Origin of the sequence: Actinosynnema mirum DSM 43827, assembly GCF_000023245.1 — a bacterium.
GTDB classification, from domain to species: domain Bacteria; phylum Actinomycetota; class Actinomycetes; order Mycobacteriales; family Pseudonocardiaceae; genus Actinosynnema; species Actinosynnema mirum.
In genome coordinates, this window is record NC_013093.1 from 3,068,486 (window position 1) to 3,089,913 (window position 21,428).

Consider the following 21,428-nt stretch of genomic DNA (forward strand, 5'->3'; position numbering starts at 1 on the left):
ATGAGCCAGCCCGAGAACGCCGAGCCCGCCACCACCGCAGCGCCCCTGGCGCGGTTGGCCGGGCTGCCACCAGCGGAGCAGGAGCGCGTCCTGCTCGGCGTCGTGCACGAGCAGGTCGTCGCGGTGCTGAAGGCCGCCCTGCCCGACGCCCCCGACCGGGTCGCCCCCGAGCGCCCCTTCAAGGAGCTGGGCTTCGACTCGCTGGCCGCCGTGGACCTGCACCGCAGGCTGTCCGCCGCCACCGGTCTCGAACTGCCGGTCACCCTGGTCTTCGACCACCCCACCCCGCTCGCCGTGGCCCGCCTCGCGCGCCGCCTGGCGCTGGGCGAGCGCGCCGTGCCCGTCGTGCGGGAGCCGGTCGCGCGGCGCGAGCGGGACGACGAGCCCATCGCGGTCGTCGGCATCGGCTGCCGCTACCCCGGCGGCAGCGACACCCCCGAGAAGCTGTGGGACGTCGTCGCGGGCGGCAGGCACGTCATCTCCGACTTCCCCGAGGACCGGGGCTGGGACCTGGACGCGCTGTTCGACCCCGAGCCCGGCAAGCCCGGCAAGTCCTACGTGCGCAAGGGCGGCTTCCTCACCGAGGCCGCCGAGTTCGACGCCGCGTTCTTCGGCATCAGCCCGCGCGAGGCCCTGGCCATGGACCCGCAGCAGCGCCTGGTCCTGGAGACCGCCTGGGAGGCCCTGGAGCACGCGGGCGTCGACCCGCTGTCCCTGCGCGGCAGCCGCACCGGCGTCTACATCGGCGTCGAGCCCCAGGAGTACGGGCCGCGCCTGCACCAGGCCCCCGAGGGCCTGGACGGCTACCTGCTCACCGGCAACGCGCCCAGCGTCGTCTCCGGGCGCCTGGCCTACTCGCTGGGCCTGGAAGGGCCCACCGTCTCGATCGACACCGCCTGCTCCGGCTCGCTCGTGGCGCTGCACCTCGCGGTGCGGGCGCTGCGCGACGGCGACTGCACCGCCGCGCTCGCCGGCGGCGTCGCGGTCATGGTGCACCCCGGCGCGTTCACCGCGTTCAGCACCCAGCGCGGCCTCGCGCCCGACGGCGTGTGCAAGCCCTTCGCCGCCGCCGCCGACGGCACCGGCTGGGCCGAGGGCGTCGGCGTGGTCGTGCTGGAGCGGCTGTCCGACGCGCTGCGCGCGGGCCACCGCGTGCTCGGCGTGATCAAGGGCACCGCCGTGAACCAGGACGGCGCCTCCAACGGCCTGACCGCGCCCAGCGGTCCCGCGCAGCAGCGCGTCATCCTCCAGGCCCTCGCGGACGCCGGTCTGTCCACTTCGGACGTCGACACCGTCGAGGCGCACGGCACCGGCACGCGCCTGGGCGACCCGATCGAGGCGCAGGCGCTGCTCGCCACCTACGGCCAGGACCGCGAGACCCCGCTGTGGCTGGGCTCGATCAAGTCCAACATCGGCCACAGCCAGGCCGCCGCGGGCGTCGCGGGCCTGATCAAGGTCGTGTACGCGATGCGCGAGCGGGTCCTGCCGCGCACCCTGCACGTGGACGCCCCGAGCCCGCACGTGGACTGGTCGGCGGGCGACATCGAGCTGCTGACCGAGCAGCGCCCGTGGGACTCGCCCGACCGGCCGCGCCGCGCGGGCATCTCCTCGTTCGGCGTCAGCGGCACCAACGCGCACGTCGTGATCGAGGAGCCCCCGGCCGCCCCGCCGGTCGCCCCCGCCAAGCCGGTCAAGGCGGCCAAGGCCACCCGGAAGTCCCAGAAGGCCAAGGCCGCCGCGCCCGTCCCGGTGCCGCTGCTGCTCTCCGGCCGGGGCGAGGCCGCGCTGCGCGGCCAGGCCACCCGGCTCGCCGAGTTCCTCGCCGGTGACGCCGCCGCCACCCCCGACCTGGTCGACACCGCCCACGAGCTGGCCCTGCGCCGCGCCGCCCTGGAGCACCGCGCGGTCCTGCACGCCACCGACCGCGCCGACGCCCTGCGCGGCCTGGCCGCCCTCGCCGCCGGGCAGGACGCCCCCGGCCTGGTGCGCGGCGCCGCCACGGCGGGCCCGACCGCGTTCCTGTTCACCGGCCAGGGCAGCCAGCGCCTGTCGGCGGGCCGCGAGCTGTACCGCGCCCACCCGGCGTTCGCCAAGGCCCTGGACGCGGCCTGCGGCTGGCTCGACCTCCAGCTCGACCGCCCCCTCGGCGAGGTGATGTTCGCCGAGCCCGGCACCGAGGCCGCCGCGCTGCTCGACCGCACCGCCTACGCGCAGAGCGCCCTGTTCGCCCTGGAGACCGCCCTCTACCGGCTGGTCGAGTCCTGGGGCCTGCGCCCCGACTACGTCGCGGGCCACTCGCTGGGCGGCATCACCGCCGCGCACGTCGCGGGCGTGCTGTCCCTGGAGGACGCCGCGCTGCTCGTCGGCGCGCGCGGCAGGCTCATGCAGGCGCTGCCCGAGGGCGGCGCGATGGTGTCGGTGCGCGCCCCCGAGTCCGAGGTGCTGCCGCTGCTGGAGGGCCGCGAGGCCGAGGTGCGCGTGGCCGCCGTCAACGGGCCCGCCGCCACCGTGATCTCCGGCGTGGAGACCGCCGTCCTGGAGGTGGCGGGGGTCCTGGCCGACCGGGGCGTGAAGACCAAGCGGCTCACCGTCTCGCACGCCTTCCACTCGCCGCTGATGGAACCGGCGCTCGCCGACTTCCGCCGCGTCGCCGAGGTCATGACCTACTCCGCGCCCACCATCCCGGTGGTCTCCGACGTCACCGGCGAGCTGGCCACCGCCGAGCAGCTGCGGTCCCCGGAGTACTGGGTCGACCACGTCCGGCAGGCCGTCCGGTTCCGCGACGTGGTCGCCGAGCTCGCCGCGCGCGGCGTCGCCACCTTCCTCGAACTCGGCCCCGACGCCGTCCTCACCGCCATGGCGCAGGACTGCGTGGCCGAGATCGACACCGACACCGACACCGACTTCGCCTTCGCCGCCCTGCTGCGCCGCGACCGCGACGAGGTCGCCGAGGTCCGCGCCGCCGTCGCCCTGGCGCACACCAGGGGCCAGTCCGTGCGCTGGGCCGAGCTGCTGCCCCAGGGCTCCGGCGCGCGCGTCGACCTGCCCCGCTACGCCTTCCAGCGCGAGCGCTACTGGCTCACCGGCGGCAGCTCCGCAGGCGGCGCGGTCGAGCTGGGCCAGCTCGCCGCCGACCACCCGCTCGTCGGCGCCGTCGTCGGCCTCGCGGGCGGCGACCGGGTCGTGCTCACCGGCCGCGTCTCCCCGCGCACCCACCCGTGGCTGGCCGACCACGTCATCTCCGGCTCGGTCCTGCTGCCCGGCACCGCGTTCGTGGAGCTGGCCGTGCGCGCGGGCGACGAGGTCGGCTGCGCCGTGCTCGAAGAGCTGACCCTGGAAGCCCCGCTGGTGCTGCCCGAGCGCGGCGGCGTCGTGCTGCAGGTCGTCGTGGACGCCCCCGACGACGGCGGAAGGCGCACCGTGGCCGTGCACTCGCGGCCCGAGCACGCCCCCGAGGACGCGGGCTGGACCCGCCACGCGGGCGGCGTGCTGTCCGCGCAGGCCCCGGAACCGGGCGAGCGCCTGGAGACCTGGCCGCCGCGCGACGCCGAACCGGTCGACGCCTCCACCGCGTACGCCGACCTCGCCGCCCTGGGCTACGGCTACGGCCCGGTCTTCCAGGGCCTGCGCAAGGCGTGGCGGCGCGGGACCGGCCCCTCCGCCGAGGTGTACGCCGAGGTGGCGCTGCCCGAGTCGGTCGCCGCGTCCGCCGCCTCCTTCGGCCTGCACCCCGCCCTGCTCGACGCCGCCCTGCACGCCGTGGACGTCGCGGGAACCGCCCCCGGCGACCCCGGCGAGGTGCGCGTCCCGTTCGCCTGGAACGACGTCGTGCTGCACGCCACCGGCGCGTCGGCGGTGCGCGTGCGCATCAGCCCCGCCGGGTCCGACGCGGTGTCGCTGACCATCACCGACCCGGCGGGCGCGCCCGTGGCCGCGGTCGGCTCGTTCGTCTCCCGCGCGGTCACCGCCGAGCAGCTCGCCGCCGCCCGCCGCGAGCACCACGAGTCGCTGCTGCGCCAGGAGTGGGTCTCGCGGCCCGTCCCGGCCGGCCAGGTCCGCCCGGCCGCCGTGCTCGGCGCGGGTCACGCCGACCTCGCCGCGCTGGGCGCCGCCCTCACCTCGGGCGCGACCGTGCCCGAGACCGTGGTCTACCACGTGCCGGTGAGCACCGGTGACGTGCTGGTCGACGTCCGCGCCGCGCTGGACTCGGTGCTCACCGTGGTCCGCCAGTGGCTCGCCGACGAGCGCTTCGGCCCGTCCCGCCTGGTCGTGGTCACCAGGGGCGTCCGCGACGCCGACCTCGCGCACACCCCGGTGTGGGGCCTGGTGCGCGCCGCGCAGGCGGAGAACCCGGACCGCTTCACCCTGGTCGACCTGGACGACGCCCCCGAGTCCGCCGCGCAGCTGCTCCCGGCCGTCGCCACCGGCGAGCCGGAGCTGTCCGTGCGCGACGGCAAGGTGTCCGTGCCGCGCCTGGCGCGCGTCCCCGTCGAGGAGCCCGCCGCCGACCCGTGGGCGGGCGAGGGCACCACCCTGGTCACCGGCGGGACCGGCGGCCTCGGCGCGCTGGTCGCCAAGCACCTGGCCACCAGGGGCGCCCGCCGGCTGGTGCTCACCAGCCGACGCGGCCCGGACGCGCCCGGCGCGGCCGACCTGGTCGCCGAGCTGGCCGACCTCGGCGCGACCGCCCGCGTGGTGGCCTGCGACGTGGCCGACCGCGCCGCCGTCGCCGACCTCCTGGCAGGCATCACCGACCTGACCGCCGTCGTGCACACCGCCGGTGTCGTCGCGGACGGCACGGTCGGCGCCCTCACCGCCGAGCGCGTGGACGAGGTGCTGCGCCCCAAGGCCGACGCCGCCTGGCACCTGCACGAGCTCACCAGGGGCCGCGACCTGACCGCGTTCGTCCTGTACTCCTCGCTGGCCGCGCTGCTCGACAACCCCGGCCAGGGCAACTACGCCGCCGCGAACCTGTTCCTCAACGCGCTCGCCGAGCGCCGCCGCGCCGAGGGCCTGCCCGCCACCGCCCTCACCTGGGGCCTGTGGCTGGGGGAGAGCGGCATGGGCTCGGTGCTCGACACCACCGCCCTGCACCGCATCGAGGCCTCCGGGATGCCGGGCCTGACCCCCGAGGAGAACCTGGCGCTGCTCGACGCCGCGCTCACCACCACCGAGCCGGTGCTCGCCCCGGTCCGCCTCGACCCGACCGCGCTGCGCGCCCGCCCCGACGGCGTCCCCGCCCTGCTGCGCGTCCTGGCCCCCACCGCCGCGCGCCGCGCCGCCGGGGGAGCGGCCCAGTCCGGCGGCGACAGCCTCGGCGCCCGGCTGGCCGAGCTGCCCGAGGCCGACCGCGACCGCGTCCTGCTCGACCTGGTGCGCGCGCACGTCGCGGCCGTCCTCGGTCACGGCGGCGGCGACGCCATCGAGCCCAAGCGCGCGTTCAGCGAGATCGGCTTCGACTCGCTGGCGGCCGTGGAGCTGCGCAACCGCCTCACCACCGCCACCGGCCTGCGGCTGCCCGCGACCCTGGTGTTCGACTACCCGACCCCGCTCGCCCTGGTCGGGCACCTGAAGGACAAGGCGCTCGGCGACCGCGCCGCCGCCGCTCCCGTCCAGCGCGCCACCGCGACGGCGGTGGACGACGAGCCCATCGCCGTCGTCGGCATGAGCTGCCGCTTCCCCGGCGGCGTCACCACGCCCGAGGAGCTGTGGCGGCTCGTCGCCGACGGCGTCGACGGCATCTCCCGCTTCCCCGACGACCGGGGCTGGGACGTCGACTCGCTCTACGACCCCGAGCCCGGCAAGCCCGGCCGCACCTACTCGGTCGAGGGCGGCTTCCTGGACGACGCGCTGGACTTCGACGCCGAGTTCTTCGGCATCAGCCCGCGCGAGGCCACCGCGATGGACCCGCAGCAGCGCCTGCTGCTGGAGACCGCCTGGGAGGCCCTGGAGCGCGCGGGCATCGACCCGACCTCGCTCAAGGGCAGCCCGACCGGCGTGTTCGCGGGCATCATGTACCACGACTACGCCCTGCGGCTGAAGGACATCCCGGAGGACCTGGCCGGTTACCTGGGCAACGGCTCGCTCGCCAGCGTCGCCTCCGGCCGGGTGTCCTACGTGCTCGGCCTCGAGGGCCCGGCGGTCTCGGTCGACACCGCCTGCTCCTCGTCGCTGGTGTCCATCCACCTCGCCGCGCAGGCCCTGCGCGGCGGCGAGTGCTCGCTCGCCCTGGCCGGTGGCGTCACCGTCATGGCCACGCCCGACACGTTCCTGGACTTCAGCCTCCAGCGCGGCCTCGCCGCCGACGGCCGGTCCAAGTCGTTCTCCGCCGACGCCGACGGCACCGCCTGGGGCGAGGGCGTGGGCGTGCTGGTGCTGGAGCGGCTGTCCGACGCCCGCCGCAACGGGCACGAGGTCCTGGCCGTGGTCAAGGGCTCCGCGATCAACCAGGACGGCGCGTCCAACGGCCTGACCGCCCCCAACGGGCCGTCGCAGCAGCGGGTCATCCGGGCCGCGCTGTCCATGGCGGGCCTGTCGCACACCGAGGTCGACGCCGTCGAGGCGCACGGCACCGGCACCCGCCTGGGCGACCCGATCGAGGCGCAGGCGCTGCTGGCCACCTACGGTCAGGACCGCACCGAGCCGCTGTGGCTGGGCTCGATCAAGTCGAACGTCGGCCACACCCAGGCCGCCGCCGGTGTCGCGGGCGTGATCAAGATGGTCATGGCGATGCGCGAGGGCGTGCTGCCGCGCACCCTGCACGTGGGGGAGCGCACCCCGCAGGTCGACTGGTCCGAGGGCGCGGTCGAGCTGCTCACGCAGGCCCGGCCGTGGCCGGAGACCGGGCGTCCGCGCCGCGCGGGCGTCTCGTCGTTCGGCATCAGCGGCACCAACGCGCACGTCGTGCTGGAGCAGGCCCCCGCCGCCGAACCCGTCGCACCCGTCGAGCCGGTCGAGCCGCAGTCCGCCGAGTCGCAGCCCGTGGAGCAGCGGCCGTCCGGCCTGGTGCCCTGGGTGCTGTCCGCCCGCACCGGGGACGCCCTGCGCGAGCAGGCCGCCCGGCTGCGCGAGCACGTCGGCTCGGCGTCCCCGCGCGACGTCGGCTGGTCGCTGGCCACCACCCGCGCCGCCCTGGAGCGCCGCGCCGTCGTGGTCGGCGAGGACGCAGGCCAGCTGGGCGCGGGCCTGTCCGCGCTGGCCTCCGGCGAGGCCGCCGCGTCCGTCGTGGACGGCGAGGCGCTGTCCGACCCGAGGGTCGTGTTCGTCTTCCCCGGCCAGGGCTCGCAGTGGGCGGGCATGGCCGTGGAGCTGCTCGACTCGTCCCCGGTGTTCGCCGAGCGGATGCGCGAGTGCGCCGCCGCCCTGTCCCCGCACGTGGACTGGAACCTGGTCGACGTCGTGCGCGACGCCCCCGGCACGCCGCCGCTGAACCGGGTGGACGTGCTCCAGCCGGTGCTGTGGGCGATCACCGTGTCGCTGGCGGAGCTGTGGAAGCACCACGGCGTGCGCCCCGACGCGGTCGTCGGCCACTCCCAGGGCGAGATCGCCGCCGCCGTCGTCTCCGGCGCGCTGTCCCTGCAGGACGGCGCCGCGATCGTCGCGCTGCGCAGCGTGCTGATCGGCGAGGAGCTGTCCGGCAGGAGCGGGATGCTGTCCATCCAGCTGCCCCTGGACGAGGTCCTGCCGCGCCTGCGCGGGGGACTGACCATCGGCGCGCTCAACGGCGCCCGCTCGGTCGTGGTCTCCGGCGACCCGGAGAACCTGGCCGCGCTCCAGGCCGAGCTGACCGCCGAGGGCGTGCGCGCCCGCCCGGTCAAGATCGACTACGCCTCGCACTCCCCGCACGTGGAGGTGATCCGCGAGCGGCTGCTGGCCGTGATCGCGGACGTCGCCCCGCGCGCCGCCACCACCCCGTTCTGCTCCACCGTCACCGGCGGCTTCCTCGACGGGGCCACGCTCGACGCCGACTACTGGTACTCCAACCTGCGCGAGAAGGTCGACTTCGTCGGCGCCACCCGCGCCCTCCTCGGCTCCGGCCACACCGTGTTCGTCGAGTGCAGCCCGCACCCCGTGCTGCCCTCGGCCGTGCAGGAGACCGCCGACGAGGACGACCGCGAGGTCGTCACCGTCCCGACCCTGCGCCGCGAGGACGGCGGCCCCCGCAGGCTGCTGCTGTCCCTGGCCCAGGCGTGGACGCGCGGCGTCGACGTGGACTGGACCACCCTGCTCACCGGCCCCGCCGCCCCGCGCCGGGTCGCCCTGCCCACCTACGCCTTCCAGCACCGCCGCTTCTGGCTCGACGCCACCGACGGCCCCGGCGACGTCTCGTCGGCGGGCCTGGGCGCCACCGGCCACCCGCTGCTGGGCGCGACCACCACCACCGCCGGGAACGACGGCGTCCTGCTCACCGGCCGCCTCGCGCTCGACACCCACCCGTGGCTGGCCGACCACGCCGCCTCCGGCGTCGTCCTGCTGCCCGGCACCGCGTTCGTGGAGCTCGCGGTCCGAGCCGGTGACCAGGTCGGCTGCGACCGGGTGGACGAGCTGACCCTGGAGGCCCCGCTGGTGCTGCCCGCGCGCGGCGGCACCGTCCTGCAGGTCGCGGTCGGCGCGCCCGACGCGACCGGCAGGCGCGCGGTGAGCGTGCACTCCCGGCCCGAGGACGCCGACTCCTCGTGGACCCGGCACGCCTCCGGCTTCCTGGACCACGCCCCGCGCACCAGCCCCGAGCGGCTGACCGCGTGGCCGCCGCCCGGCGCGGCGAAGCTCGACGTCGACGCCCTCTACGCGGAGCTGGCGGCGGGCGGCTACGCCTACGGCCCGGTGTTCCGCGCCGTCCGCGCCGCCTGGCGGCAGGGCGACGTGGTGTTCGCCGAGGTCGCGCTGCCCGAGCACGCCGACGCGGCGGGCTTCGGCCTGCACCCGGCGCTGCTCGACGCCGCGCTGCACGCCACCGGCGCCCGCGAGGGCGGGGCCGAGGACGGCCTGATCGACCTGCCGTTCGCCTGGACCGGCGTCACCCTGCACGCCTCCGGCGCGACCGGGCTGCGCGTGCGGCTCACCCCCGAGGGCGGCGGCGCGGTGTCGCTGCTGCTGGCCGACCCGACCGGCGCGCCGGTCGCCACGGTCGACGCGCTGGTCACCCGGCCCATCCCGGCCGAGGCGCTGACCGGCGGCTCCGGCCAGGACTCGCTCTACCGCGTGGACTGGACCCCGGTCCCGGCCGCGGGCCCGGTCACCGGCCAGGTCGTCGTGCTGGACGGCCCCGACCTGTCCGCGCTGGAGCAGGTCCCGGACTGGGTGGTGCTGCCGGTCTCCGGCCAGGCCGCCCGCTCCACCGTCGACGACGTGCTCTCGGTGCTGCGCGAGTGGATCGCGGACGAGCGGTTCGCCGCCGCCCGCCTCGCCCTGGTCACCACCGGCGGCGTGCCCGCGGCGGGCCACGCCGTCGACCCGGTCGTCGCCCCGGTGTGGGGCCTGGTCCGGGCCGCGCAGGCGGAGAACCCCGACCGGTTCGCCCTGCTCGACCTGGACGTCGCTCTTTCGGACAGCCCCGAGAACCTGGCGGGCGCCGTCACCACCCCGCTCGGCCTCGGCGAGCCCGAGGTCGCGGTCCGGGGCGACGCGCTCCTCGTGCCGCGCTTGGCCCGCGCCACCGACCGCCCTCGGGCCCCGTTCGCCTGGACCGCCGAGGACACCGTCCTGATCACCGGCGGCACCGGCGGCCTCGGCGCGCTGCTCGCGGGCCACCTGGCCGGGCAGGGCGTGCGGCAGCTGGTGCTCACCAGCCGACGCGGCCCGGACGCCCCCGGCGCGACCGAGCTGGTGGCGCGGCTGGCCGACCTGGGCGCCACCGCCCGCGTCGTCGCCTGCGACGTCGCCGACCGCGACTCGGTCGCCGAACTCCTCGCCGACGTCGACGGCCTCACCGCCGTCGTGCACACGGCGGGCGCGCTCGCCGACGGCCTCGTCTCGGCCATGACCCCCGAGCAGGTCGACGCCGTCTGGCTGCCCAAGGCCGAGGGCGCGCGCAACCTGCACGAGCTCACCTCGGACCTCAGGGCGTTCGTCGTCTTCTCCTCGGCCGCGGGCGTGGTCGACGGCACCGGCCAGGGCAACTACGCCGCCGCCAACACCTACCTCGACGCGCTGGTCGAGCAGCGCCGCGCCACCGGTCTGCCCGGCACCTCGATCGCCTGGGGCCTGTGGGAGCACCGCAGCGGCATGACCGGCCACCTCACCGAGGGCGACCTGGCCCGCATGGCCCGCTCGGGCGTGCGCGGCCTGCCCGCCGCCGAGGGCCTGGCCCTGTTCGACGCCGCCCTCGCGCTCGACGCCCCGCTGCTGGTCCCGGTGCGCCTGGACCTGGCGGCCCTGCGCACCAGGGGCGAGGAGCTGCCCCGGCTGTTCCACGGCCTGGTCCGCCCCACCCGCCGCGCCGCGACCGCCGCGGGCGCCGACCGGACCCCGCGCGACGAGCTGCTCGGCCTGTCCGCCGAGGACCGGGGCCGCGTCCTGCTCGACCTGGTCCGCTCGCACGTCGCGGCCGTCCTCGGCCACGGCAGCGGCGCCGAGATCGAGCCGCGCCGCGCGTTCGGCGAGCTGGGCTTCGACTCGCTCGCGGCGGTCGAGCTGCGCAACCGGCTCACCACCGCCACCGGCCTGCGGCTGCCCGCCACCCTGGTGTTCGACCACCCGACCCCGGTCGCCCTGGTCGCGCACCTGTCCGAGTCCCTCGGCGGGGCCGCGCCCAGCGCGCCCACCCCGGTGGCGGCCACCCGCGCGGACGACGGCGACCCGATCGCCATCGTCGCCATGGGCTGCCGCTACCCCGGCGACGTCACCACCCCCGAGGAGCTGTGGAAGCTCGTCGCGGACGGCGTCGACGCGATCGGCGGGTTCCCCGTCGACCGGGGCTGGGACACCGACGGCATCTACGACCCCGAACCGGGCAAGCCCGGCCGCACCTACGTGCGCGAGGGCGGGTTCCTGAACGACGCCCTGGGCTTCGACGCCGGGTTCTTCGGCATCTCCCCGCGCGAGGCCCTGGCCATGGACCCGCAGCAGCGGCTCCTGCTGGAGACCGCGTGGGAGGTCATCGAGCGGGCGGGCATCGACCCGACCTCGCTCAAGGGCACCCCGACCGGCGTGTTCGCCGGCGTGATGTACCACGACTACGGCAGCAGGCTGAAGGAGGTCCCGGAGGACCTGGCCGGCTACCTGGGCAACGGCAGCATCGCCAGCGTCCTGTCCGGCCGGGTGTCCTACGTGCTCGGCCTCGAGGGCCCGGCGGTCTCCGTGGACACCGCGTGCTCCTCGTCGCTGGTCACCATCCACCTGGCCGCGCAGGCGCTCCGGGCGGGGGAGTGCTCGCTCGCCCTCGCCGGCGGCGTCACGGTGATGTCCGCGCCGGACACCTTCGTGGACTTCAGCCTCCAGCGCGGCCTGGCCCGCAACGGCCGGTCCAAGTCGTTCTCCTCGGACGCCGACGGCACCGGCTGGGGCGAGGGCGTCGGCCTGGTCCTGCTGGAGCGGCTCTCCGACGCGCGCCGCAACGGCCACGAGGTGCTCGCGGTGCTGCGCGGCAGCGCGGTCAACCAGGACGGCGCGTCCAACGGCCTCACCGCGCCGAACGGCCCGTCGCAGCAGCGCGTCATCCGCGCGGCGCTGGCCAACGCGGGCCTGTCGCACACCGAGGTCGACGCCGTCGAGGCGCACGGCACCGGCACCCCGCTCGGCGACCCGATCGAGGCGCAGGCGCTGCTGGCCACCTACGGCCAGGACCGGGAGATCCCGCTGCTGCTGGGCTCCATCAAGTCCAACTTCGGCCACACCCAGGCGGCGGCAGGCGTCGCGGGCGTCATCAAGATGGTCATGGCGATGCGGGAGGGGCAGGTCCCGGCCACCCTGCACGTCTCCGAGCGCACCGACCAGGTCGACTGGTCCGAGGGCGCGGTCGAGCTGCTCACCGAGGCGCGCCCGTGGCCGGAGACCGGCCGCCCGCGCCGCGCGGGCGTCTCCTCGTTCGGCATCAGCGGCACCAACGCGCACATCGTCCTGGAGCAGGCCCCCGAGCCCGCCACCAGGGCCGTCCCCGCGCCGGAAGCCGTTGCGCCCGAGGCGATCGAGCCCGACGCCGCCGTGCCCACCGGGGCGCTGCTGCCCCTGCCGGTCTCCGGTCGCGGCGCGGACGCGGTGCGCGCCCAGGCCGGGCTGCTCGCCGCCCACCTGGCCGCCCACCCCGACCTCGCGCCGCTCGACGTCGCGCACTCCCTGGTCACCACCCGCGCCGCGCTGGAGCAGCGCGCCGTCGTGGTCGGCGAGGACCTGGAGCGGCTCACCGCGGGCCTGTCCGCGCTGGCCTCCGGCGAGGCCGCCGCGTCCGTCGTGGACGGTGAGGTCCTGTCCGACCCGAGGGTCGTCTTCGTCTTCCCCGGCCAGGGCTCGCAGTGGGTCGGCATGGCCGCCGAGCTGCTCGACGCCTCCCCGGTCTTCGCCGCCCGCATGGCCGAGTGCGCGCAGGCCCTGTCCGAGTTCGTGGACTGGGACCTGATCGCGGTGGCGCGCGGCGACGAGGACGCCCCCTCGCTGGAGCGGGTCGACGTCGTGCAGCCGGTGCTGTGGGCGATGATGGTGTCGCTGGCCGAGCTGTGGCGCGCGAACGGCGTGCGCCCCGACGCGGTCGTCGGCCACTCGCAGGGCGAGATCGCCGCCGCCGTCGCGTCCGGCGCGCTGTCCACCCGTGACGGTGCGGCGATCGTGGCGCTGCGCAGCCTCGCCATCGCCGAGGACCTGGCGGGCAAGGGCGGGATGCTGTCCGTGCAGCTGCCCGTGGACGAGGTCCGCCCCCGGCTGGCCGAGGGCCTGTCGATCGCGGTGGTCAACGGCGCCCGCTCCGTCGTGGTCTCCGGCGACCCGGCCGGGCTGGACGCGCTCCAGGCCGAGCTGCGCGCCGAGGGCGCGCGGGCCAAGCGGGTCCCGGTGGACTACGCCTCGCACTCCGCGCACGTGGAGTCGATCCGCGAGCGCCTGCTCGACGTGCTCGCGGACCTGTCCCCGCGCACCTCCACCACCCCGTTCTGCTCCACCGTCACCGCCGAGTTCACCGACACCACGACGCTCGACGCCGGCTACTGGTACACGAACCTGCGCGAGACGGTCGACTTCGTCGGCGCCACCCGCACCCTGCTCGCCGGCGGGCACGCCGTGTTCGTCGAGTGCAGCCCGCACGCGGTGCTGACCTCGGCGGTCCTGGAGACCGCGGAGGAGGACGGCCGCGAGGTCGCCGCGATCGGCTCGCTGCGCCGCGACGACGGCGGCCCCCGCCGGGTGCTGCTGTCCCTGGCCCAGGCGTGGACGCGCGGCGTCGACGTGGACTGGACCGGCCTGCTCGCGGACCGCGCGACGGCGGCCGGGGCGACCCCGAGGCGGATCGCCCTGCCCACCTACGCCTTCCAGCACCGCCGCTACTGGCTCGACGCCACCTCGGCGACCGGCGACGTCACCTCGGCGGGCCTGGCCGCGACCGCGCACCCGCTGCTCGGCGCGACCATCGCCGTGGCGGGCGCGGACGAGGTCCTGCTCACCGGCCGCCTCGCCGCCGACACCCACCCGTGGCTGGCGCACCACGCCTTCGCGGGCACCACCCTGCTGCCCGGCACCGCGTTCGTGGAACTCGCGATCCGGGCGGGCGACCAGGTCGGCTGCGACCGCGTGGACGAGCTGACCCTGGAGGCCCCGCTGGCGCTGCCCGAGCGCGGCGGCGTGCACGTCCAGCTCCGCATCGGCGACCCCGACCGGGACGGCGGCCGGGAGCTGACCGTGCACTCCCGCGCCGAGGGCTCCGAGGCCCCGTGGACCCGGCACGCCACCGGCCGCCTGATCCGCTCCGAGACCACCCCGGACTTCGACCTGGTGGCCTGGCCGCCGCCCGGCGCGCAGCCGGTGGACCTGGCGGGCGCCTACCCGGCGCTCGACGCCCAGGGCTACGGCTACGGCCCCGCGTTCCAGGGGCTGCGCGCCGCCTGGCGCCTCGGCGACGAGGTGTTCGCCGAGGTCGAGCTGCCCGAGGACGTGGACCCGGCGGGCTACGGCCTGCACCCCGCGCTGCTCGACGCCGCACTGCACCCGGTGCTGGTCGTGGAGTCCGGTGAGGACAAGTCGCCGCAGCTGCCGTTCTCCTGGACGGGTGTGTCGCTGTTCGCCGAGGGCGCCCGCGCCCTGCGGGTGCGGCTCACCCCGACCGGCGGCGACGGCCTGGCCATCCGGGTCGCCGACCAGGCGGGCGCCCCCGTCGCCCAGGTCGCCGACCTGCTCTCCCGCGAGGTCGTCGTGCCCTCGGCCGGTGTGCCGGACGCGCTGTTCCGAATCGACTGGACCAAGGTCGAGGCCGCGCCGACCACCGGCAAGCTGCTCGTGCTCGGCGACGCGCTCGGCAAGTACGTGCCCAAGGTCCCCGACCTGGCCTCGATCGGCGCGGACGTCCCGGAGTGGGTCGTGCTGCCGATCGGCTCGGCCGACACCTCCCGCTCCGCTGTCGACCTGGCCCTGGCCACCGCGCAGGAGTGGCTGGCCGACGACCGGTTCGCCTCGTCGAGGCTCGTGGTGCTCACCAGGGGCGGCGCGGCGGTCGGCGACGTGCCGGTCGACCCGGCCGTCACCGCCGTGCACGGCCTGATCCGGGCCGCCGCCGCCGAGAACCCCGACCGGTTCGCGCTGGTGGACACCGACGGCTGGCCGGTGCACTGGGACGGGCTGCTCGCCGCGCTGGGCTCCGGTGAGCCGGAGGTCGCGGTGCGCGGCGACGACCTGCTCGCCCCGCGCCTGGTCCGCGCCACCCCCGAGGGCCCCGCGTTCGCCTGGACCGCCGAGGACACCGTCCTGGTCACCGGCGGCACCGGCGGCCTCGGCGCGGTGCTGGCCAGGCACCTGGTGGAGCGGGGCGTGCGGCAGCTGGTGCTCACCAGCCGCCGCGGCCCCGACGCCCCCGGCGCGACCGAGCTGGTGGCGGAGCTGGCCGACTTGGGCGCCACCGCCCGCGTCGTCGCCTGCGACGTCGCCGACCGCGACTCGGTCGCCGAACTCCTGGCGGGCGTCGACGGCCTCACCGCCGTCGTGCACACCGCCGCCGTGCTCGACGACGGCCTCGTCACCGGCCTGACCCCCGAGCGGCTCGACGCCGCCTGGAACCCCAAGGCCGAGGGCGCGCGGCACCTGCACGAGCTGACCGGCGACCTGCGGGCGTTCGTGCTGTTCTCCTCGGCGGCGGGCGTCTACGACGGCGCCGCCCAGGGCAACTACGCCGCCGCCAACACCTACGTCGACGGCCTCGCGCAGGCCCGCCGCGCCGCGGGGCTGCCGGGCGTCTCGCTCGCCTGGGGCTTCTGGTCCCAGCGCAGCGGCATGACCGACCACCTGTCCGACGTGGACCTGGCCCGCATGGGCCGCTCCGGCGTCACCGGCCTGAGCACCGAGGAGGGCCTCGCGCTGTTCGACGCGAGCCTCGCCTCGGCCGAGCCGCTGCTGGTGCCGATGCGCCTCGACCTGGCCGCGCTGCGCGAGCGCGACGCGCTGCCCGCGCTGCTGAAGTCCCTGGTGCGCAAGCAGGTCCGCCGCTCCGGCGTCACGGGCGAGGAGGACGGCGGCTCCGCGCTGACCCGCAGGCTCCGCGCGCTGCCCCCGGCCGACCGGACCCGCGTGGTGCTGGACCTGGTGCGCTCGCACGTCGCGGCCGTCCTCGGCCACGACGGCGCGGCGTCCGTCGACCCGCGCCGCGCGTTCCGCGACCTGGGCTTCGACTCGCTCGCCGCGGTCGAGCTGCGCAACCGCCTGGTCGCGGCCACCGGCCTGAGGCTGCCCGCGACCCTGGTGTTCGACCACCCGAACCCGGAGCTGCTGGCGGCCCTGCTGGAGACCGAGCTGGTCGGCGACGCCGAGCCCGCCGCCGACCTGCCGGTCGCGCCCACCCGCGCGGTGGACGACGACCCGATCGCGGTCGTCGGCATCGGCTGCCGCTTCCCCGGCGACGTCACCACGCCCGAGGACCTGTGGCGGCTGCTCGACGGCGGCGTCGACGCCATCAGCGCGTTCCCGACCGACCGGGGCTGGGACCTGGACGCCCTGTTCGACCCGGAGCCCGGCAAGGTCGGCAAGTCCTGCTCCCTGGAGGGCGGCTTCCTGCACGACGCGGCCGACTTCGACGCCGGGTTCTTCGGCATCAGCCCGCGCGAGGCCCTCGCCACCGACCCGCAGCAGCGCCTGCTGCTGGAGACCGCGTGGGAGGCCCTGGAGCGGGCCGGGATCGACCCGGTGTCGCTGCGCGGCAGCGCCACCGGCGTGTTCGCGGGCGTGATGTACAACGACTACGCGACCCGCCTGCGGTCGGTGCCCGAGGACCTGGCGGGCTACGTCGGCAACGGCAGCCTGGGCAGCGTCGCGTCCGGCCGGGTGTCCTACGTGCTGGGCCTGGAAGGCCCGGCCGTCTCGGTCGACACCGCGTGCTCCTCCTCGCTGGTCTCCCTCCACCTGGCCGCGCAGGCGCTCAGGGCGGGGGAGTGCTCGCTGGCGCTGGCGGGCGGCGTGAGCGTCATGGCCACGCCGGACACGTTCGTCGACTTCAGCCTCCAGCGCGGCCTGGCGCCGGGCGGGCGGGCGAAGTCGTTCTCCGCCGACGCGGACGGCACCGCGATGTCCGAGGGCGTCGGGATGCTGGTCCTGGAGCGGCTCTCCGACGCGCGGGCCAACGGGCACGAGGTGCTGGCGGTGCTGCGCGGCAGCGCGGTCAACCAGGACGGCGCGTCCAACGGCCTCACCGCCCCCAACGGGCCGTCGCAGCAGCGGGTCATGCGGTCCGCGCTGTCCGTCGCGGGCCTGCGACCGTCCGAGGTGGACGCCGTCGAGGCGCACGGCACCGGCACGGTGCTCGGCGACCCGATCGAGGCCCAGGCCGTCATCGCCACCTACGGCCAGGACCGCGCCGAGCCGCTGTGGCTGGGCTCGATCAAGTCCAACATCGGCCACACCCAGGCGGCGGCGGGCGTCGCGGGCGTCATCAAGATGATCATGGCGATCCGGGCGGGCGTGCTGCCCCGCACGCTGCACGCCGACCAGCGCACCGACCGGGTCGACTGGAGCGGGGGCGCGGTCGAGCTGCTGACCGAGTCCCGGCCGTGGCCGGAGACCGACCACCCGCGCCGCGCGGGCGTCTCCTCCTTCGGCATCAGCGGCACCAACGCGCACGTCATCGTCGAGCAGGCCCCGACCGCACCGGCATCGACCCCTTCCGGCCAGGACGCGCCCACCAGGGCGACGCCCGCCCCGATCGTGCTGGCCGCCGCCGACGAGGGCGCCCTGCGCGCCCAGGCGGAGAACCTGCTCGCGCTGCTCGCCGACGGCGTCGACCGGACCGACCTGGCCCACGCCACCGCCACCACCCGCGCGGCCCTGGAGCACCGCGCGGCGATCGTCCCCGGCGACCCCGCCGAGGTGCTCAAGTCCCTGGAAGCCCTGGCCACCACCGGTTCCGGTCCGGGCGTTGTGCGCGGCGCCCGCTCCACCGGGGCGCTCGCCCTGCTGTTCACCGGTCAGGGCGCCCAGCGCGCGGGCATGGGGCGCGAGCTGCGCGCCGCCTGGCCGGTGTTCGCCGAGGCGTTCGACGAGGCGTGCGCGCTGCTCGACGCCGAGCTGGACACCCCGCTCGCGCAGGTCCTGGACGGCGACGACCCGGACCTGGTGCAGCAGACCCGCTACAGCCAGCCCGCCCTGTTCGCCTTCGAGGTCGCCCTCCACCGCCTGCTCCAGTCCTGGGGCGTGCGCGCGGACCTCCTCGCGGGCCACTCGATCGGCGAGCTGGCCGCCGCCCACGTCGCCGGGGTGTTCTCCCTGGCCGACGCGGCCAGGCTGGTCGCCGCGCGCGGCAGGCTCATGCAGTCCATGCGCCCCGACGGCGGCATGGTCTCGGTCCTGGCCACCGAGGAGCGCGTCCGCGCCGACCTCGTGGGCCTTGCGGGCCGGGTCGACGTCGCCGCCGTGAACGGCCCCGCCTCGACCGTCGTCTCCGGCGACGCCGACGCGCTGGCCGACCTCGTGGCGACCTGGAAGGCCGAGGGCCTCAAGACCCGCGCGCTCGCGGTGTCCCACGCCTTCCACTCCCCGCACACCGACGAGGTGCTGGGCGCGTTCCGCGAGGTCGCCACGACCATCGCCTACGCCGAGCCGACCACCCCCGTCGTCTCCACCCTCACCGGCCGCCTCGCCGAACCGGGCGAGCTGACCGACCCCGAGTACTGGGTGCGGCACGTGCGCGGCGCGGTGCGCTTCCACGACGCCGTGCGGGAGCTGGAGTCCAGGGGCGCCACCACGTTCCTGGAGGTCGGCCCGGACGCGGTGCTCACCGCGCTCGGCCGCGACTGCCTGCTCGACGAGGCCGCCGCGCTGCTGACCGCCACCCAGCGCGCCGACCACCCGGAGACCACCGCGCTCGCCGCCGCCGTGGGCGCGCTGTTCGTCCGGGGCGCCAACCCGGACTGGGCCGCGCTGTTCGCCGGCTCCGGAGCCCGACCGGTCGACCTGCCCACCTACCCGTTCCAGCGCCGCCGCTACTGGCTCGACGCCACCGTCGGCGGCGTCGGCTCGGGCGCAGGCCACCCGCTGGCGGGCGAGGTGATCACCACCGCCGAGGGCGACGGGGTCCTGCTCACCGGCAGGCTCTCCCCCCGCACCCACGCGTGGCTGGCCGACCACACCGTCTCGGGCGAGGTCCTGCTGCCCGGCACGGCGTTCGTGGAGCTGGCCGTCCAGGCGGGCGACCAGGTCGGCTGCGGCCGGGTCGAGGAGCTGACCCTCCAGTCCCCGCTCGTGCTCCCCGAGCGCGGCGGCGTCGTGCTCCAGGTCGCCGTGGGCGGCCCGGACGAGTCCGGCCGCCGCACGGTCACCGCGCACTCCCGGCCCGACGCCGAGGGCGCGCAGTGGACCAGGCACGCCACCGGCTCGCTCGTCCCGGACACCACGATCGCCACCACCGACGCCGACCTGACCGGCGAGCCCGGCCGGTGGGCGCCCCCGGACGCCACCGAGCTGGACCTCACCGGGCACTACGCGGAGCTGGCCGCGCGCGGCTACGGCTACGGCCCGGCGTTCCAGGGCCTGCGCGCGGCCTGGCGGCGCGGCGAGGAGGTGTTCGCCGAGGTCGCCCTGCCCGAGGAGGTCGACGCCTCCGGCTACGGCCTGCACCCGGCCCTGCTGGACGCCACCCTGCACACCGCCGAGCTGCTGGAGGACGGGCCCGGCGAGCTGACCGTGCCGTTCGCCTGGAAGGACGTGGTGCTGCGGGCCACCGGGGCGTCCGCGCTGCGGGTCCGCCTGACCCGCACCGGCCCCACCGCCTACTCGGTCGCACTGGCCGACCCGGACGGCGCGCCGGTCGCCGAGGTGGGCTCGCTGGCGGTGCGCCCGCTGCCCGCCGCCGAGGGCCCCTCGGTCGGCGACGCGCTGTTCCGGCTCGACTGGACCCCGGTGCTCGGCGCGGCCGACACCCCGGCCAGGCTCGCCGTGCTCGGCGCGCCGGGCCGCTTCCCGGCCGAGGTCGCCTACCCGGACCTGGACGCGGTGGCGGCGGCGGGCCCGCAGGGACCGGACTCGGTCCTGGTGCCCCTGCGCACCACCGGCGACGACCCGGCCGCGGCCGGACGGGCGGCGGTCGAGGGGCTGCTGCCGGTGCTGCGGCGCTGGGCCGAGGACGAGCGGTTCGCGGGCAAGCGGCTCGTGGTCGTCACCACCGGCGCGGTGTCGGTGGACGGCGAGGACTCGCCGGGCCTGGCGCACGCCGCCCTGTGGGGGCTGCTGCGCTCCGCCCAGGTCGAGCACCCGGACCTGGTGGGCGTGGTCGACGTGGACGGCGACCCCGCCTCCGACCTGGCCCTGCCCGCCGCCCTGACCGCCGGGGAGCCGCAGCTCGCGGTGCGCGGCGGCCGGGCGTTCGTGCCCAGGCTGGTCCGGGCCGGGCTGCCCGCGACGGCGCCCGACTTCGGCACGGGCCCGGTGCTGGTCACCGGCGGCCTGAGCGGCGTCGGCGCGACCGTCGCCCGGCACCTGGTCACCGCGCGCGGCGTCACCGAGCTGCTGCTCACCAGCCGTCGCGGCCAGGACGCGCCCGGCGCGGCCGAGCTGGTCGCGGAGCTGACCGGCCTCGGCGCCTCGGTCGAGGTCGCCGCGTGCGACGTCGCCGACCGCGACGCCGTCGCCGCCCTGCTGGAGGGCCGGGAGCTCTCGGCGGTCGTGCACTCGGCGGGCGTCGTCGACGACGCGCTGCTGTCCGGGCTCACCCCCGAGCAGGTGGCGGCGGTCTGGCGGCCCAAGGCCGAGGCCGCCTGGCGCCTGCACGAGCTGACGCGGGGCCACGACCTGACCGCGTTCGTGCTGTTCTCCTCGCTGGTCTCGGTCGTCGGCGGCGCGGGCCAGTCCGCCTACGCCGCGGCCAACGGCTTCCTCGACGCGCTCGCCGCGCACCGCCGCTCCCTGGGCCTGCCCGCCACCTCGGTGGCGTGGGGCCTGTGGACCGGGGTGGGCAGCGCGATGACCGGGGAGCTGGGGGAGCGGGACCTCAGGCGCATGGCGTCCTCCGGGGTGCTGGGCCTGCGGCCCGCCGAGGGGCTGGCGCTGCTCGACGCGGCGGTGGCCTCGGACCGGGCCGACCTCGTGGCGGCCAGGCTGGACCTGGCGGCCGTGCGGCAGGCGTCCGGCGCGGTGCCCCCGGTGTTCCGGGCGCTGGTGCGCGGGGCGGTCAGGCGGGTCGCCGGGACCGGCGCGCCCACCTCGGGGCCGTCGGTGGCCGAGCAGGTCGCCGCGCTGCCCCCGGCCAGGCGGCGCGACCACCTCGTGGAGCTGGTGCGCGGGCTGGTGGCGGGCGTCCTCGGGCACGACGGGGCGCACGCGGTCGACGCGGGCAAGGGATTCCTGGAACTGGGCTTCGACTCGCTCGCCGCGGTCGAGCTGCGCAACCGGGTGGCCGAAGTGGTTGGGGTCCGGTTGTCCGCGACGCTGGTCTACGACCACCCGACGCCCGCCGCCGTGGCCGAGCTGCTGCTGTCCGAACTGGGCGGTGCGGAGGAGTCCGCGCCCTCCTTGGAGGCCGAGCTCGCCCGGTTGGAGACCGCCTTGGAGACCGCCGCGCCGGACGAGGAGGAGCGCGTCCGGGTGGAGAGCAGGCTGCGCGCGCTGGTGGCGCGCTGGTCTGGCGCAGGTGGGGCGGTGGCCGAGGCGGCCGACGTGCTGGACGCGGTGACCGCCGACGAGCTGTTCGACATCCTGGACGAGGAGCTGGAAGCGACCGATTGATCCCACGCGCATGACCGAGTTATGACCGAGCACTGTGAACGCCGTCACGTCATTCCCGTCACTTCGGGTTGCCGTGGCGGCGTTCGCTCGTTCGA

1 protein-coding gene is annotated in these 21,428 nt (G+C 76.9%); it reads left to right on the forward strand.

The window, feature by feature from the left end:
* Nucleotides 1-21,333, forward strand: a complete 21,333-nt coding sequence (locus tag AMIR_RS13480) for a type I polyketide synthase (protein WP_015801519.1) — start codon at nucleotides 1-3, stop codon at nucleotides 21,331-21,333.
* The last annotated feature ends 95 nt before the right edge of the window (nucleotides 21,334-21,428 follow it).

What these genes read in the sequence shown, in the direction of transcription:
- AMIR_RS13480 (WP_015801519.1), top strand. Translation starts at nt 1, where the DNA reads ATGAGCCAGCCCGAGAACGCCGAGCCCGCCACCACCGCAGCGCCCCTG.